Origin of the sequence: Novosphingobium rhizovicinum (genome assembly GCF_040813635.1) — a bacterium.
Classification (GTDB): Bacteria; Pseudomonadota; Alphaproteobacteria; order Sphingomonadales; family Sphingomonadaceae; genus Novosphingobium; species Novosphingobium rhizovicinum.
Window position 1 is genome coordinate 278,269 of sequence record NZ_JBFNXR010000052.1, and the last position, 14,094, is coordinate 292,362.

14 protein-coding genes are annotated in these 14,094 nt (G+C 63.5%); 7 read left to right on the forward strand and 7 right to left on the reverse strand.

Annotation, left to right across the window (positions count from 1 at the left end; all coding sequences use genetic code 11):
- Window positions 1-15: 15 nt before the first annotated feature.
- Together ABUH87_RS15500 and ABUH87_RS15505 are read right to left on the reverse strand one after the other, a co-directional pair.
- The gene (locus tag ABUH87_RS15500; RefSeq protein ID WP_367775003.1) at window positions 16-699 is read right to left on the reverse strand and encodes an RES family NAD+ phosphorylase; all 684 of its coding nucleotides are present in this window, start codon (window positions 697-699) and stop codon (window positions 16-18) included.
- Window positions 699-1,109, reverse strand: a complete 411-nt coding sequence (locus tag ABUH87_RS15505; protein WP_367775004.1) for an antitoxin Xre-like helix-turn-helix domain-containing protein — start codon at window positions 1,107-1,109, stop codon at window positions 699-701. The genes ABUH87_RS15500 and ABUH87_RS15505 overlap by 1 nt, the downstream gene beginning before the upstream one ends.
- 165 nt (window positions 1,110-1,274) lie before the next feature.
- Here ABUH87_RS15505 and ABUH87_RS15510 point away from each other — a divergent pair, with 165 nt between their 5' ends.
- The 4 genes from ABUH87_RS15510 (at window position 1,275) to ABUH87_RS15525 (ending at window position 6,439) form a co-directional block, all read left to right on the forward strand.
- Entirely contained in the window at window positions 1,275-2,414 is a 1,140-nt protein-coding gene (locus ABUH87_RS15510; protein ID WP_367775005.1) for a zinc-binding dehydrogenase, read from the forward strand.
- A 64-nt stretch (window positions 2,415-2,478) separates the two neighbouring features.
- The gene (locus tag ABUH87_RS15515; protein ID WP_367775006.1) at window positions 2,479-3,138 is read left to right on the forward strand and encodes a VOC family protein; all 660 of its coding nucleotides are present in this window, start codon (window positions 2,479-2,481) and stop codon (window positions 3,136-3,138) included.
- A gap of 151 nt (window positions 3,139-3,289) precedes the next feature.
- Window positions 3,290-5,593, forward strand: a complete 2,304-nt coding sequence (locus ABUH87_RS15520; RefSeq protein WP_367775007.1) for a TonB-dependent receptor — start codon at window positions 3,290-3,292, stop codon at window positions 5,591-5,593.
- Between the two features lie 87 nt (window positions 5,594-5,680).
- Window positions 5,681-6,439: an SDR family NAD(P)-dependent oxidoreductase gene (locus ABUH87_RS15525; protein ID WP_367775008.1), complete on the forward strand. Its 759-nt coding sequence runs from the start codon at window positions 5,681-5,683 to the stop codon at window positions 6,437-6,439.
- A 144-nt stretch (window positions 6,440-6,583) separates the two neighbouring features.
- Here the strand turns inward: ABUH87_RS15525 and ABUH87_RS15530 are convergent, their stop codons facing one another.
- The 4 genes from ABUH87_RS15530 to ABUH87_RS15545 all read right to left on the reverse strand — a co-directional run bounded on the left by ABUH87_RS15530 (window position 6,584) and on the right by ABUH87_RS15545 (window position 10,336).
- Window positions 6,584-7,789: a cytochrome P450 gene (locus ABUH87_RS15530; RefSeq protein WP_367775009.1), complete on the reverse strand. Its 1,206-nt coding sequence runs from the start codon at window positions 7,787-7,789 to the stop codon at window positions 6,584-6,586.
- 125 nt (window positions 7,790-7,914) lie between these two features.
- Window positions 7,915-8,706 (reverse strand): SDR family oxidoreductase, encoded by a 792-nt coding sequence (locus ABUH87_RS15535; RefSeq protein WP_367775010.1) that lies wholly within the window; start codon window positions 8,704-8,706, stop codon window positions 7,915-7,917.
- Window positions 8,707-8,750: 44 nt separating this feature from the next.
- On the reverse strand, window positions 8,751-9,128 hold the full coding sequence (locus tag ABUH87_RS15540; protein WP_367775011.1) for a hypothetical protein: 378 nt from the start codon (window positions 9,126-9,128) through the stop codon (window positions 8,751-8,753).
- Complete coding sequence (locus ABUH87_RS15545) at window positions 9,125-10,336, reverse strand: aromatic ring-hydroxylating oxygenase subunit alpha (RefSeq protein ID WP_367775012.1); 1,212 nt, start codon at window positions 10,334-10,336, stop codon at window positions 9,125-9,127. Before ABUH87_RS15545 ends, ABUH87_RS15540 begins: the two co-directional genes overlap by 4 nt.
- A gap of 217 nt (window positions 10,337-10,553) precedes the next feature.
- Here ABUH87_RS15545 and ABUH87_RS15550 point away from each other — a divergent pair, with 217 nt between their 5' ends.
- The gene (locus ABUH87_RS15550; RefSeq protein WP_367775013.1) at window positions 10,554-11,153 is read left to right on the forward strand and encodes a TetR/AcrR family transcriptional regulator; all 600 of its coding nucleotides are present in this window, start codon (window positions 10,554-10,556) and stop codon (window positions 11,151-11,153) included.
- 17 nt (window positions 11,154-11,170) lie between these two features.
- On the opposite strand, the gene ABUH87_RS15555 is transcribed toward ABUH87_RS15550, so the two are convergent.
- Complete coding sequence (locus ABUH87_RS15555; protein WP_367775014.1) at window positions 11,171-11,812, reverse strand: TetR/AcrR family transcriptional regulator; 642 nt, start codon at window positions 11,810-11,812, stop codon at window positions 11,171-11,173.
- 223 nt (window positions 11,813-12,035) lie between these two features.
- Between ABUH87_RS15555 and ABUH87_RS15560 the strand changes: the two genes are divergently transcribed.
- Together ABUH87_RS15560 and ABUH87_RS15565 are read left to right on the forward strand one after the other, a co-directional pair.
- Complete coding sequence (locus ABUH87_RS15560; protein WP_367775015.1) at window positions 12,036-13,208, forward strand: RHS repeat-associated core domain-containing protein; 1,173 nt, start codon at window positions 12,036-12,038, stop codon at window positions 13,206-13,208.
- Window positions 13,209-13,253: 45 nt separating this feature from the next.
- On the forward strand, window positions 13,254-14,069 hold the full coding sequence (locus ABUH87_RS15565; protein ID WP_367775016.1) for a sugar phosphate isomerase/epimerase family protein: 816 nt from the start codon (window positions 13,254-13,256) through the stop codon (window positions 14,067-14,069).
- Window positions 14,070-14,094: the final 25 nt, after the last annotated feature.

Genomic DNA, 14,094 nt, shown 5'->3' on the forward strand with positions numbered 1-14,094 from the left:
GAGACCATCGCGCGCTCAGCCGAAGGGCTTCTTCTCGTACACCGTGACAATCGCACTCCCGTCCCAGACATAGCACAAATGTCGCTCCTGACGGCAATTCGCCAGCAGGCGAGGGCGGAACACGGCGGCACATTCACCCCCTGCGTGGCGCACGCTTTGGTACACGATGCCGTTGGAACCGTCCTCTCGCAAGCGGCTGGCGAGCGCCTGACCGGCCGCATAGCTGTCCGCTGCGTAAAGGGCAGGGCGGTTCTCGCGCAGGTCGCGGATATCGTGCAGTTCTGCATCGAGATCGACGGCGTAGACACGCATGTCGAGCTCCTGCGCAGGTTCACGGGTGCGGCTCAGGAACACGGTCCGGTGGTGCCGCGTCTCCGCAACTGCAGTCTCGATCGTCTTGCCAGCATAGAACACACCGAAGCTGCCGTCCGAAAAGCGGCTGCCATCGGGGTTGAGGTGCGTGAAGGCGGCCATAATCGCCGAGGTGCCCGGCCCTGAAACGCGGTCTTCCGGCGCCACCAAGGCGAGTTCGCCCACTTCGTCGCGCAGCCGGTCATTGGTCATCGCCTCGATGGCGTAGACAGCTTCGAGATCGGCAGGGTCGGCAACCTCTTCAAACAGCGAGATGGGCGGAAACCGGCTCGCCACGATGCGGTAGCAAGGTCGCCAGTGCACGTGCACCTGTGGGATATCGTCCATCAGCCGCGCTGGGCGTCGATGTACTGGCGTACCACGAAAAGATCGGCCACATTGCCCGAGGTCATGCGCTCAATCGCGGGACGGCCCGCGAACAGCGGCGCTTCATTGGGTTTGCGCACCCATTCATCGGCGGTTCGGGGCAGGAGCATTTTCAGCCCCTTGTAGATCCCCATCACATAGGAGATCCGCTCCAGCGCGTCCTTCGGGATGGCGGTGACGGCGCCGCGCTTCCAGGCCTGGAAGGTCGAGCGGTTGTCGAGCCCGAGCAGTTTCATCTGCTCAGCCTCCTTGAGGCCCCAGGCTTCGGCGATGCGGAAGAAGGTGCGCAGCGCCGGACCGGTCAGATCCTTGCGGCTTGGCGCTTTGGCACGAGCGGGTTCACCGTTCGCGGGTGAGGCGACTGTAGCCATATGACCTCCTTTCTCGATTCATAATGTACAGGATCTGTACGAAATTCAAGAGAACGTTCGAATAATGTACATTACGCGGTGAAACGAGCGTGCTGCCTCAACGTCCTTGCCGTGCTGATCGTCAGTATGTTAGCGAGCAGCGGAAGACGGCGGAGGAGCTAAGCAGTGGATTTGGGATCAAAGTCCGGCCTTGCCCTTCGCTCGACCGTGACTGGCGATGCCTTGCGGCTTTCGCTGGAGCGGGTGGCGGTGGTGCCTCCGGGGCTTGGCGAAGTGCTGGTCCGAATGGACGCTGCCCCCATCCATCCTGCCGATGTGATGGTGCTGTTCGCAGGCGCGGAGCTTGGCGCCGCGCGCACGGATAGCCCTGAAGCTCTTGTCGCGCCGCTCCCGGAGCATGCCCGCAGCGGGGCAGCAGGGCGCATGGACAGGCCGCTGAAGGTGGGCCTCGAAGGCGCGGGCGTGGTGCTTGCTGCGGGGCAGGACGCAGAAGCCCTGATCGGCAAAAGCGTGGCCGTTCTGGTGCCGGGGCTCGGTGCTTATGCACAATACTGCACCGTTCCCGCGGCAAGCTGTATCGAACTGCCCGCAGGGTTGGGGCCGCGCGCGGGTGCGGCAGCGTTCACCAATCCGCTGACCGCGCTGGCTATGGTCGAAACACTGCACCAGACCGGCGAGCGGGCGATGGTGCACACCGCTGCTGCGTCCAGTCTTGGGCAGATGCTGGTGCGGATCTGTGCCGAGGACGGGATTGGCCTGATCAACATCGTTCGGCGGCCAGAGCAGGTCGATCTGCTCCGTGCGCTGGGTGCGGACCATGTCTGCGATTCGAGCGCGTCTGACTTTAGGGCGCAACTTGCACGGGCTCTCGCAGAAACGGGCGCACGGGTCGCGTTCGACGCGATTGGCGGGGGCGACATGGCCAGCACCTTGCTGGAGGCCATGGAGGAGGCCGCCGTCGGGCAGATGGCGGACTTCAACGCCTATGGCTCACCGGACATGAAGCGGGTCTACCTTTACGGCCGTCTGGACTCCGGCGTTACCGTCATTCCGCGAGGGCCATACGGTCTGCTCTGGAGCCTGGAGGGGTGGTCGATGCCGCCCATCCTGGAACGGGCAGGGGAGGGGCGCACCGCAGACCTGAGGCGCCGCATAGCGGAGGGGCTCAGCACGACATTCACCACGGCGTTCGGTTCTGAGATCACGTTGCCGCAGATGCTGGATCCGGCGGTGGTGCAGCGCTTCGCCCGTCATGAGACCGCTGGCAAGTTCCTCGTCACGATGCCTGCGAACGAGGATCGTTGACAACGCCAGTGGCGCGCTATCAAGGTGACGATCATAACGCCACCACACGAGTTGAGATCTAGGCATGCGCAGCCGTAACCATTTCGCCTCTTGCCCATGCCTGACCTGCAGCTCTCTTCACGCAGGCCGCCACAGGCGCCGCCCCGCGGCGCGCGGAGAGCTTGGGTCCGGTGCAGGTGCAGCGCGCGAGCCTGCTGTTCAGTCCGGTACACGGGCAGACGGCTCGCGGCTTCCGCCGCTTCATCATGTCGGCATGGTCGTGCGTGACTGCGAACGGACCGTGGCCAATCTCTCCAGCGCGCTGGGTTTCGGGCCAGCCTTCCCGTTCGAGGGGGTCTTTCCCGAGGCGGTACTTGCCAACGGGGAGAAGGGCCTGTCGCTGAAGGGCGCGTTCGTGTGGATGGGGAATACCGCTCTCGAAATCGTAGAGCCGGGCGACGTTCGTTCACCGCACCACGCATTCCTGCAGGAGCGGGGTGAGGGGTTGCACCACCTCGCTTACTGGGTCGAGTCCGTGCAGGACGAGATTGCGCGCATGGGAGCTGGCGGTGTCCCGCCCAGGATGCTGGTCGACGGGACCGGGCCCGGAAATGACGTTCCCTGGTGTTACCTCGAAGGCGACATGGCCGGTTCCGCCCTGATCGAGCTGATCGAGCGCTGCGAGGGTTCGGAACAGTACTACGAGGCTGTTTTCAAGGCGATCGGAGGCAAGATCCCTGGCTGACGCCGCGCGGATCGTCGCAGAAAGCGTCCATTTCAATTTCCCGCGTCCAACGATCATCAGGGAACCATTGTTCTCCAACAAAAACCTCTTGACGGCGGTCTGATCTGCTAACAAGCTGACGAGCATAAGAGTAAGAACTGGAGGGGATGGGATGATGGCGGCTGCCTCCGGGAGCTCGCGTGCGCTTTGGCGCGCCACTTTACACAGCACTGTTGCGGCGGCCGCTTGTCTCGTGGCAGCGGCGATGCCGCAGGCTGCTCTGGCGCAGACGGCTGAGGTGCCAGAGGACGATGACGACGATGCGATCGTGGTGACCGCCCAGCGTCGGCAGGAACTCGCCCGCGACGTTCCGATCACCATCTCGAGCGCCAGTGCAGAGCAGCTTGAGGCGGCGAACGTGCAGTCGCTCCTCTCTTTGCCGAAGCTTGCACCGGGCGTGCGGATCAACCAGCAGGGCTCCTACACGCAGCCGACGATCCGCGGTATCGGAACCACGCTGGTCCAGACCGGTGTCGGCAGCAGCGTGGGCACTTACGTGGACGGGTTCTACTTGCCCAACGCGCTGGCGCTGGACTTCAACTTCGTGAACGTCACCGGGATACAAGTCCTGAAGGGCCCGCAAGGCACACTGTTCGGACGCAATACGACCGGCGGCGCGATCCTGATCTCGACCGCCGAGCCGAGCCTCGACACGGGCGGTAGCGTCGAGGCGTCCTACGCCCGCTTCGATGCGAAGAGATTGCAGGGTTACGTCACGACCGGGCTGACAGACAATCTGGCGGTGTCGCTGGAAGGCCAATTCAACGAAGGCGACGGATTTCACCGCGACAACCTGTACGATGGCAGCCAGGCGACGGGCAGCGGTTATGCGCCCGGCGTGAAGATCCGCACTCCCGGAGCCTACGAGAAATGGTCCGTTCGTGCGAGCGCAAAGGCCTTCCTCTCGGACAGTGCCTCGCTCCTGTTGCGGTACATGCATGAAGACCGCGACGATCCGCGCGGAGTGGTGAACGGCACGTATTCCGCCAACGGCCTGGTGTACAGCGGAGGCGACGCGTACCCCGGCGCCGTCTTCGGGCTGGGCCGGCGCGACTTTGCCGCCAACGCACGCACCGAATTGCGTCTGCGAGCCGACACCTTCCAGCTGACCGGAGAGTTCGACCTCGGTTTTGCCGACCTCAAGTCCTATACGCAGTATCGCGAGGAAGAGATCGAGCAGTTCACCGAAGGCGACTACTCGTCTTATGCCGTGCTGGCTCTCGGGCTGCCTGAGCGCGACAAGATCATGTCGCAGGAACTGGTGGTCAATTCGAAGCCCGGCGGGCGCCTGCAATATTCGGCGGGCCTGTTCCTGTTCCAGCAAAAGGTGGAGGCAGACGTCAACCTGGCGGCGCCTTTCGCGGCGGCTTTCGGCCTTGCGCCCGATGCCAGCACGCTGTTCGATTTCAGCGCCACAGGTGCCAAGATCAGCACTTACGCGCTCTTCGCGGACGTCACCTATGAGGCGTTCGACAACCTGTTCGTGACCGGCGGCCTGCGTCTTAGCCGCGACAAGGTTGAGGACGTCTACTACCAGACTTTCCCCGGCGTACCCGATCTCTTCACCTACCAGAGCGACCGCACGGACGATAAGCTGACACCGCGCGTGGTGATCCGCTACAAGCCCAGCAACGCCACCAGCATCTATGCATCGTTCACCAAGGGCTACAAATCGGCGGTCCCAGATTACCGCTCGACCTCGGGAAGCGAGTATCTGGAGCCGGAAGACGTAACCGCGTGGGAAGTGGGCGCCAAGTACGGGACGGGGGCACTCTCGGCCGAGATCGCGGGCTTCACTTACAACTACAAGAACCTGCAGAACGGTTACTACGTGTCAGGTTCAACGATCCTTTCAAACGCAGCCAAGGCGCGCATCAAGGGCGTGGAAGCGTCGCTGCGCTATGACTTCGGCAACGGCCTGGAAGTGACCGCTGCCGGCACGTATGTCGATGCCAAGTACCGCGACTATCCGGTTGCCGGTTTCTTCGCTCCCATCGTCAGGCGCGACCTCGACGGCGACGGCGTGCTCGACTTCGAGGGTATGGACACCTCGAACACCGTTCAGGCTGCCGGGAACAGGGTGCAGCAGGCGCCGAAGTTCACCGGCACCGTCTCCGCCCGGTACGTCACCGAACTCGGGGGCGGGCGCCTGACGACCTCTGCCAACCTGTTCCATACATCGCGCATCTACTACGACGCCGCGAACCAGTTCTCGCAAGGTGCCTATGACATCCTGAGCGCGCGGATCGAATGGACCGATCCGTCCGATCGATGGACGGTGGCGGTCTACGGGGACAACCTGTTCGACGAGACGTACCTGACGCAGTTCCAGGTCGGTACGGCAGGCGTGGGTACGATCTATGGAGAGCCCATCACCTATGGGGCATCGCTCCGCTACAGGTTCGGCGCCGACTAAGCCGGGCCTGGGTCGGGCGCACATCCTCCCGCTCCCGACCCAGCCTTTTTACGAAAAAAACGGCAAGCGCCAGAAAGGCAAGTCATAATGGCGGAAAGCAAGCCCCGGAAGGTGGCGGTGGTCACAGGCGGCAGTTCGGGGATCGGGCGCGCCTCGGCTCTGGCATTCGCTTCGGCCGGATATGCAGTCGGCATTCTGGATAGAAGCGAAGAGGGCGGCCGCGCAGTGGCGCAATCGCTGCAGGAGCGCGGAACGCCCAGCCATTTCGCCTCGGTCGACGTCGAGGACAATGCTGCAACCGGCGCCGCGATCGACGCGATCGTGTCAGCCCTGGGCGGGCTTGACGCCGCCTTCAATGCCGCCGGGATCGACGGTGAACCGGGGAAGAGAGTGCATGAGTGCACGGCCGACAACTGGGCGCGCGTGATCGGCATTGACCTCACCGGAGTATGGCACTGCATGCGCCATCAACTCCAGCATATGCTGGCCGCAGGAGGCGGTGCCATCGTCAACTGCTCGTCGGCAGCCGGACTGGTGGGCGCGCCGACCTACGCCGCCTATTCCGCCGCCAAGCACGGCGTCATTGGCCTCACGAAATCCGCCGCGCTGGAGTATGCGCGGGACAACATCCGGATCAATGCCGTCTGTCCGGGGATGACCGATACCGCGATGACGCGGGAAGGGGACAAGGAAGCGTTGTTCGATCAGCTCGTGGCGCAAAGCCCGCTGGGCCGTCGTGGTCTGCCAGAGGAAATCGCCGCTGCCGCGGTGTGGCTTTGCAGCGAAGAGGCAAGCTTCGTCACGGGGATCGCCATGCCGGTGGACGGCGGGCACACGGTCGGCTGAGGGGCCAGTCCCGCCGCGAGCCCGCGTCCCGCCTGCCTCAAGCGCGCCGGGAGCATCGCTCCCCTTAGTGCTCCCGTGACTGGAGTGCTCCCGTGATTGGCGCACAGGAAAGCGGCACCCGCCACCAGGCGCCGTGCCGAAAAGTCAGTACTCCAGCACCATGCGCTTGATGTGCATGATCGGACCGCCTTCCATCGCCACAGGCTCATCTTGTGCGAGGCGGAAGGGGCCGATCCGCTTCATCCAGGTTTCGTACATGATCCGCAGCTCCATACGCGCAAGGTGCATGCCCAGGCACAGATGATGCCCCGCGCCGAAAGCGTAGTGGTGCGGCCCGCGATTGTCGCTGCCCGGCGTGTTGCTGCCGGACCAGACGATATTCCAGATCATGTCGCCGGCCTTCATCGCAACGCCGTTCAGCTCGGTATCGACAGCGACCGAGCGCTGGACGTTGACAAAGGCAGACCGCCGCAACAGCCACTCCGCAGTGTCCTTGATGTGTTCGGGATGATCGCGCAGGTCTTGCTGCAAGTCAGGGTCCATCGCGAGATAACGCATGCCGAAGCACATCGCGTTCGTTACGGTGTCCAGGCCGCCCAGGAACAGGACGTAGCACATGGAGAGCAGTTCCTGCGGGCCGATGGGCGTGCCCCTGACACTCTCCTGGATGAGCGCCGATACCAGGTCGTCGCGCGGGTCCTCGCGCCGGGCGGCAATCACTTCGCCCAGCATTCCCATGACCTGGGCATTGGCATCCGCGCGTGCCTCCGCCTGCGCGGGATCGTAGAGGCCCTCCGGATCGAGGATGCGCACCGCAAGAGCGCGGAACTCGGGGAAACGCTCTAGCGGCAGACCCATCAGCTCCATGAAGATGGTGATCGGCATCGGCACCGCCACTTCGCTTACGAAGTCGCAACGGCCTTTGTCGGCAACCTCGCCGATAAGCTCCTCGGCGCGCCGGCGGACGGCCTCCTCCAGCTTCTTGATTCTGGCGGGGCCGAGATACTTGATGAGCACGTTGCGCCATGGGCCGTGCTCAGGCGGTTCCAGTCCGAGCGGAATGAATGGCGCGCCGATGGCGGCCATGAGATACTGATTGAGATGGCTGGTGGTGAACCGGTCGGGGCTGGTGAGGGCGGTCTTGATGTGCTCTTCGTCAAAGACCATCCAGTGCCCGCCATTGTATGGCGAATAGGCGACCGGGGGTGCGCTGGCGCGCAGCTCGTCCAGTCGCTGGAATACGTCCTTCTTCATTCCGTGATCGGCGCAGATGTCGAAATCGATGACGAGCTCGGCAGGGACGTGATCGGGGACTCCGGCGCGCGTGGCGGATTCGGTCTGTGCGGTCATGCTCGGCCTCCTGGGTCCTCTCCGCGATCTCGCAGTTCAGGCATGCAGTCCGTATAGCGATAATGTAAACAGCGGTCTACATTATATACGGTAGTGCACATTCAGGCCGAGCACGATGGCAGGGGCTACCCTGCGTATTCCGGTTGAGCCGGCTCTCCGAACGCGCTCAGCAGCACCTGTTGCCGCCGCTCCACCTCGGGTCTGGCTGACGGATGGGTGATGATGTGCTCGCTATTGTTCTCGATCGCGCGTGCAACGGCACGGCCGAGCCACAGCGGGTCCATCATCTGCGCCTGGCGGACCTCTTCCGGGACGTCTGCCATGAGCGCCGCCGAGTCCTCGGACATGGACATGTAGCTGCGGGTTAGGCCGGGGTACAGCGTGGACACGCCGACGCCGAACGGCGCCAGTTCCTGGCGCAGTGCGTCGGTCATGCCGGTCACCGCGAACTTGCTGGCCGAATAAGCGCCGAAGGTCCCGTGTGCGAGCAGCCCGTTAAGCGAGGAGGTGTTGACGATGTGGCCCTGACCGCGCGCCTTCATGTCGGGCGCAAAGGCCCGGATCCCGTTGAACACGCCGGTCACGTTGATGGCCATGATCCTGGCGAAGAGCGACGGCGGCGTTTCATCCAGCAGCAAGGGGGCAGTCGCGATGCCGGCGTTGTTGCACAGCACGTCGACCGGACCCAGCTCCGCTTCGACTTCGGCCTTTGCCTTGGCCCAGCTTTGTTCGTCGGTGACGTCGATGGCGATTGCGCGGGCTGCTTGGCCCAGCGCCTCGGCCTCCTTGCGGGCACGGTCGAGGTCGATGTCGGACAGTACGACGCGCATCCCCTTCTCGACCAAGGCTGCCCCGATACCGGCGCCGATACCGCCGCCGCCGCCAGTGATAAACGCGATTTTACCTGCCAGATCCATGGCAATCCCTCTCCCTCGTTCCTGTTGCTTCTGCTTGTTTTCGATCAGGCAAGATCGGTGACGGAGCGAGTGATCTCCATGGATGCGCGCGCAGCCGCATGCTCTGGCTCCATCTCCCTGTGCACCTCTACCGCCATCTGAACGTGCCCCAGGCTCAGCATGAGGTTCAGGAGCCGTTTGTCCGCGGGCGTCAGCTCCGGGAGCGGCCTGGTGTCGAGATAGGCGAGGGCCGGGTCGAGCAGGGGAGCCGCGGCATCGAAAAAGGTGCTGCGTTCCTCGGCGGTGCTTTGGCTGCGGCGTTCGCTGCGGGCGGCGCAGGTGGTGGCGGCCCAGCGATCGACGAACGGCTCGAGCGTCTCAAACCCCGCAGGCAGCGTTTCAGGAGCCAGTGTTTCAGAGCCCGAGGCTTTGGGGGCGCTCATGCTTCCAACTCCTGTGCAGCCTGCTCGCGCTTGTACTTTTCCACCATCTCGTTCGACTGGACGTAAAGGTGGCGGCACAGGCCTTCCATCGCCTGGAAGTGGATATGCTCCAGAGCACCGCTGTTGAGGCCGCGCTGGCCGGCCCTGATCACATTGACGTCTTCGGCATGAATGTCCCGCGCCACCACGAAGGCGTATTCGCGCGCCATCAGTTCGCTCGCCGACTGCGCCTCTCCCACCCAGTACAGCCGGATGACGCCGCGCGACCGGCGCGCCGAGAGCGGATAGACCGTGTGACTGAAGTGCTGGGTCGGCGAACCGAACAGGAAGAAGTTGGGAAACAGCGCGTAGTATTGCCGGTTGGTAGGATGCGGTAGGAGGCCCTTTTCGGCCGCGAACTGCGATGCCTTGCCGAAGACCAAGGTCTGGAACGCGGTTGCGGCGTTGGGGTCAAAGCCGGGCCAGAAGGTCTGCGTGCGATGCGGACCATAGAAGCCGTAGTCCTCGGGATAGCCGAAGGGGTTCTCCGCCGTGAACGAGGCCGCGCCGCTGCGCGAGTGGATGAACTTCAGGTGGTAGCTTTCCTGGAAGTTGTCGTAATCCAGCTTCCAGTTCGCATCGAGGTTATACGTGTATTCGCTGAACTGCGTCGCGCGGGCGCAAGGCGTCTGCTCAAGCTGATCGACAAGGTATTCGCCCAGGAACTCCTTGAGGTTCTGCGCAGGCTGCCGAGCGAGGTTGATGAAGATCAGGCCGCCGCAGGTATCGACGGCCACCTGACGCAGCGCGCAGTCCTCCTTGCTGGTGAAGAAGTTCGCGAAATCGGGCGCTGACCGCAGCTGCCCGTCGAGCCCGAAGTTCCACATGTGATAGGGGCAGATGAAGCCGTTGACGCGGCCTTCGCTCTCTCCCGTCAGCTGGGTGCCACGGTGCGTGCACACATTGTGAAACGCGCGTATCGTTTCGTCCTTGCCCCGCACGATGAGGATGGACGCTTCAGCGAATTCCAGGTCGCGGCGGATGAAGCTGCCGGGTTCGGACAGTTCGCAGACGTGACCGATCTGCAGCCAGGTTCGCATGAAGATCGCCTGGCGTTCCAGTTCGAAATAGGCCGGGTCGTGATACGCCTTGGCGGGAATGGGGTCTTTGCCGAGCCACGCTGTGCGGTCGGTCGGCGGACGATAGGCGATAGCGGTTTCCGCGTTCATGCGCTGGTCCTTGTTATGCCTGCGCGCCCGATTGCGGCGCGCGGCTCTCTCCATGGCTTGAGCTTACTCCGATCATTTTCGGCTGCAACATGTTTTTGGACACATGTGTATGAAAAGATGCACTGAACGCGTGGCGGCCCTTTGGAGCGGTGGACCAAGCCAGCAGCAGATGAGGAGAACACTGGCCCGCTGCGCGCGCGCTCGCTAAGGCCGGCGCATGACGGTGGCGAAGAAGAAGCGGCAGGGGCGCCCGCACAAAGGGTACGACCAGACGCATCGTGAGATGATCGAAACGGCGGTGCGGCTCATATCCGAGAAGGGAGCCGAGGGGCTTTCCGTGGCAGTGCTCGCGCGTGAGATGGGGATCAGCCGCGCCAACGTCTATTATCACTTCGCCAATCGCGAGGCGCTGCTGGACGCGGTGAAGGTCTGGGCCTCAGATCAGCTGGCGCGAGGGATGGATGAAAGCTGGCCGGTGACGGACAGAACGGTCGGCATTACCCGCTTCGTGCTGGAGAACCCTGAACTGGTGAAGCTGTGGATCGATGACTTCATTTCAGGCGACGATGTTCGGCAAAGCTACACCCGGTGGGAGCCTCTGGTGCAGGGATTGCAGCAGCGCTTCGACGAGCAGTGTCCCGATGAGGAGATCGACGCGGAAGTCTATTGCACCATCATGCTGACGTCCGCCTTCATCGCGCCGCGCATCTTTGCGCGCAGCGTCAGGCCCGACCTGCCGCTTGAGGCCATCGTCGCCCGCTTTGTGAAGGAACAGCACCGGGTGCTACGGCGGGACGGCCTTGACTGGGAGGCCTGAGCGGCTCGCCATCTAAGCTACTGGGCCTCGCCAGGCGCAAAGGGCGGGGCGTAGATGCCGTCCAGCACGAAGCGAATGACGGCCTTGCGGACCATCTCGTCGTCTGAGAGTTCTTTCGGGAACAGCCATTCGCGAAACATCACGCATCCCAGCACCGCTGCAAAGCTGATCCTGACCATGAGATCCGGAGAGATTTTCTCCGAAGGGGATTGGCGCATCCGGGTCATGGCGGCTCCATGCGCGAAGTACTCGTGCAGCGCGTCGACATCGGCCACACCGGCCACTCCACGAACGTCCGCGGTGATCAACGAGAAGAACATGCGCTCGTGTTCACGCAGGAAATCGAGCAATTCCGTGACGTAGCGTTCGGCTTCCCGCTCCAGCGAGACCGGGCCGTCTGGCGGGCCAGCGGAGCGGGCCGTGAAGGTCTGCAGGTGTTCGTCGAGAGGCTGCAGGACCGCTGCCCGGAAGAGTTCAGCCTTGGACGAGAAGTATCGGAAGATCTGCGCTTCAGTGCTGCGCGCACGTTTTGCGATCGCCGCGGTGGTGGCGCCGTCGAAGCCGTAGAGCGAATACTCGACTGCCGCGGCGCGGACGATTTCGTCGCGCAAGTCTTCGCTGGAGCGCCGTTTACGGACCGTCGGCTTTTTCTCTGTCAATGAATTGGCTCCATCCGAAAGTTGCGCGACCGGCGTGTAGCACCGGCGCGCACCTCAAGCGCGGGCAATGCAACTATGGTGCTGCCGGCTTTCGCGCCAGAGCCTTGTGCTCTCTTGCCGCAGAGCGTCCACCCGCGATGAGAGCGTCCCTTGCTCTGGAGTGTGACTAAGGATAGATAGCACACGCTATCATAATCGCCAGCGGCACGAGAGGTGAGAGGCCATGCAGATCCAGCCGAGTATTCTGGCCCACCTTGCGGATCTTGAGAGCGCGGTGGCGAACCTCTCCAACACGTGGCATCCGGACGATCCGACCTACCGGGCAGAGCTGTACCGACAGACCATGACGAGCCTGTCCTACGCCTATTTCGCCTACTTCCATGCCACTCCGGAACATCCGGACTGGGCGCCGCTGTGGAACCCGGTCTTCACCCTGCAGCCGAACCCGGACGACATCTACATCCAATCGCCCATCCGCGGCGACCTGACCTATCGGATCTCGGGCAACCGCGGGACCTGCAAGATTCTCTCGTTCACAAGCCAGAAGGTGCAGTCCGGCTCAGTGGACGAGATGCCTCGCCCCAACGGCCATAACGAAGTCGACGATACCGACTTGGGCCTGAAGCCGGGGGAAGAGTTTTCGGTGATCTTCAGTACCGAGCGCCCGGCAGGCTACGCGGGCAAGTGGGCGCGGATCGATCCGGAGGCCGGTTATCTCTATATGCGGTATCGCAGCTATGACTGGCTGAACGAAGTCGACCCGGTCGTGTCGATCGAGTGCCTCGACCCGGTACCCCCCAAGCCCCGCCTGACGCCGGAAGACATCGTCCATCGCCTGCAGGAAATGGCCAGGTTTCCCGGTCGCAAGACCAGGCTCTACTTCGCCATGCAGAACGGGGTGAAGGAGAGGGTGGGCTTCAACGTCTTCGAGCCCGTGCGAATGCAGGGCGCGCTTGTGAAGCAGGTCTATTGGCCTGCCTGCTTCCGGTTCGATGCGGACGAGGCCCTGATTGTCGAGACCGAGATCCCGGCCCGGGCGCCATACTGGAACATCCAGTTGAACGACCCGCTCTTCAATGCGATGGAATACGTCTATCGGCTGTCGAGCAGCAACGGGCACTACGCAAAACTTAGCTCCGACGGCAAGTACCGGGCCGTAATTGCGCTGGAAGACCCGCAGGTGCCGAACTGGTTGGACCCCGCAGGCTACACGGAAGGCGGGATCTACGGCCGCTGGTACGACTGCGACAGCGAGCCTGTCCCCACGATCAAGCGAGTCAAGTTGACGCAGCTGCGCGATCATCTGCCGCCGGACACGCCAGTGGTCTCGCCGGAAGAGCGTGCCGAGGAACTGCGCCAGCGCGTGCGCGCCTGCCAGCGCCGTCGACGCTGGTAGCGGAGCATTTACGGAACGGACGATTGAATTGCGACGGAGACGAGCATGACCGCCAGACTGGGCATCGATTGCATCAGCGTGTTTGGCCTGCCTCCGGTCGCCTTCATCGAGCTGGCAGCGGAACTGGGCTGCGACAGTGTCAGCCTTGGGCTGAGTTCGATGGAGTATAATCCGGAAGGCTATCCCCGCTTTTCGCTGCGGGAGGACAAGACGCTCCGGCGCGAGATCAAGGCAGCCCTCAGCGCCAACGGCGTGCAGATCGCCTTGGGAGAGAACCTGCCCGTCATTCCCGGATCAGACAGCACGAATACGTGGCGCGCCAGCCTCGACGTGCTTAGCGAACTGGGAGCGCAGCGGATCAACTCGGTCAGCTTCGAGCCGGAGTTCGCTCGCAACGTCGATCAGTATGGGCGGCTGGCAGAACTTTGCGGCGCGTACGGCATCGTGCCCCTGATCGAGTTCGTGCCGATCTTCGGCATTGCCGACTTGCCCACCACAGTCAGGATGATCGAGGCAGTCGGCGCGCCCAACCTCGGGCTGATCGTCGATACCATGCACTGCGGGCGCACCGGCGTGACCGGCGATGATCTGCGCGCACTCCCGCCGGAGTGGATCGGCTACCTGCAATTGTGCGACGCGCCGCTGACATCCGACGCCGATTACATGGACGAGGCGGTGCACGAGCGGATGGCGCCGGGCGATGGCGAATTGGCGCTGGCTGAGTATCTCGCGGCCGTGCCCCGCAACGTGAAGGTCAGCCTTGAGGTCCCGCAGCGTTCGCGTGTCGAAGCCGGGCAGGGGCCACGCGAACGCCTCGCGTACTGCGTCAGCCGGGCGCGCGCATTGCTGGACGCGCTCTGAGTGGCGAGACGGTCCAGCTCCGCTA

Coding starts and splice junctions, on each gene's coding strand:
- ABUH87_RS15530 (WP_367775009.1), bottom strand. CDS start 7,789: ATGACCGCACAGACCGAATCCGCCACGCGCGCCGGAGTCCCCGATCAC.
- ABUH87_RS15505 (WP_367775004.1), bottom strand. CDS start 1,109: ATGGCTACAGTCGCCTCACCCGCGAACGGTGAACCCGCTCGTGCCAAA.
- ABUH87_RS15545 (WP_367775012.1), bottom strand. CDS start 10,336: ATGAACGCGGAAACCGCTATCGCCTATCGTCCGCCGACCGACCGCACA.
- ABUH87_RS15560 (WP_367775015.1), top strand. CDS start 12,036: ATGCAGATCCAGCCGAGTATTCTGGCCCACCTTGCGGATCTTGAGAGC.
- ABUH87_RS15535 (WP_367775010.1), bottom strand. CDS start 8,706: ATGGATCTGGCAGGTAAAATCGCGTTTATCACTGGCGGCGGCGGCGGT.
- ABUH87_RS15565 (WP_367775016.1), top strand. CDS start 13,254: ATGACCGCCAGACTGGGCATCGATTGCATCAGCGTGTTTGGCCTGCCT.
- ABUH87_RS15515 (WP_367775006.1), top strand. CDS start 2,479: ATGCGCAGCCGTAACCATTTCGCCTCTTGCCCATGCCTGACCTGCAGC.
- ABUH87_RS15525 (WP_367775008.1), top strand. CDS start 5,681: ATGGCGGAAAGCAAGCCCCGGAAGGTGGCGGTGGTCACAGGCGGCAGT.
- ABUH87_RS15540 (WP_367775011.1), bottom strand. CDS start 9,128: ATGAGCGCCCCCAAAGCCTCGGGCTCTGAAACACTGGCTCCTGAAACG.
- ABUH87_RS15500 (WP_367775003.1), bottom strand. CDS start 699: ATGGACGATATCCCACAGGTGCACGTGCACTGGCGACCTTGCTACCGC.
- ABUH87_RS15550 (WP_367775013.1), top strand. CDS start 10,554: ATGACGGTGGCGAAGAAGAAGCGGCAGGGGCGCCCGCACAAAGGGTAC.
- ABUH87_RS15520 (WP_367775007.1), top strand. CDS start 3,290: ATGATGGCGGCTGCCTCCGGGAGCTCGCGTGCGCTTTGGCGCGCCACT.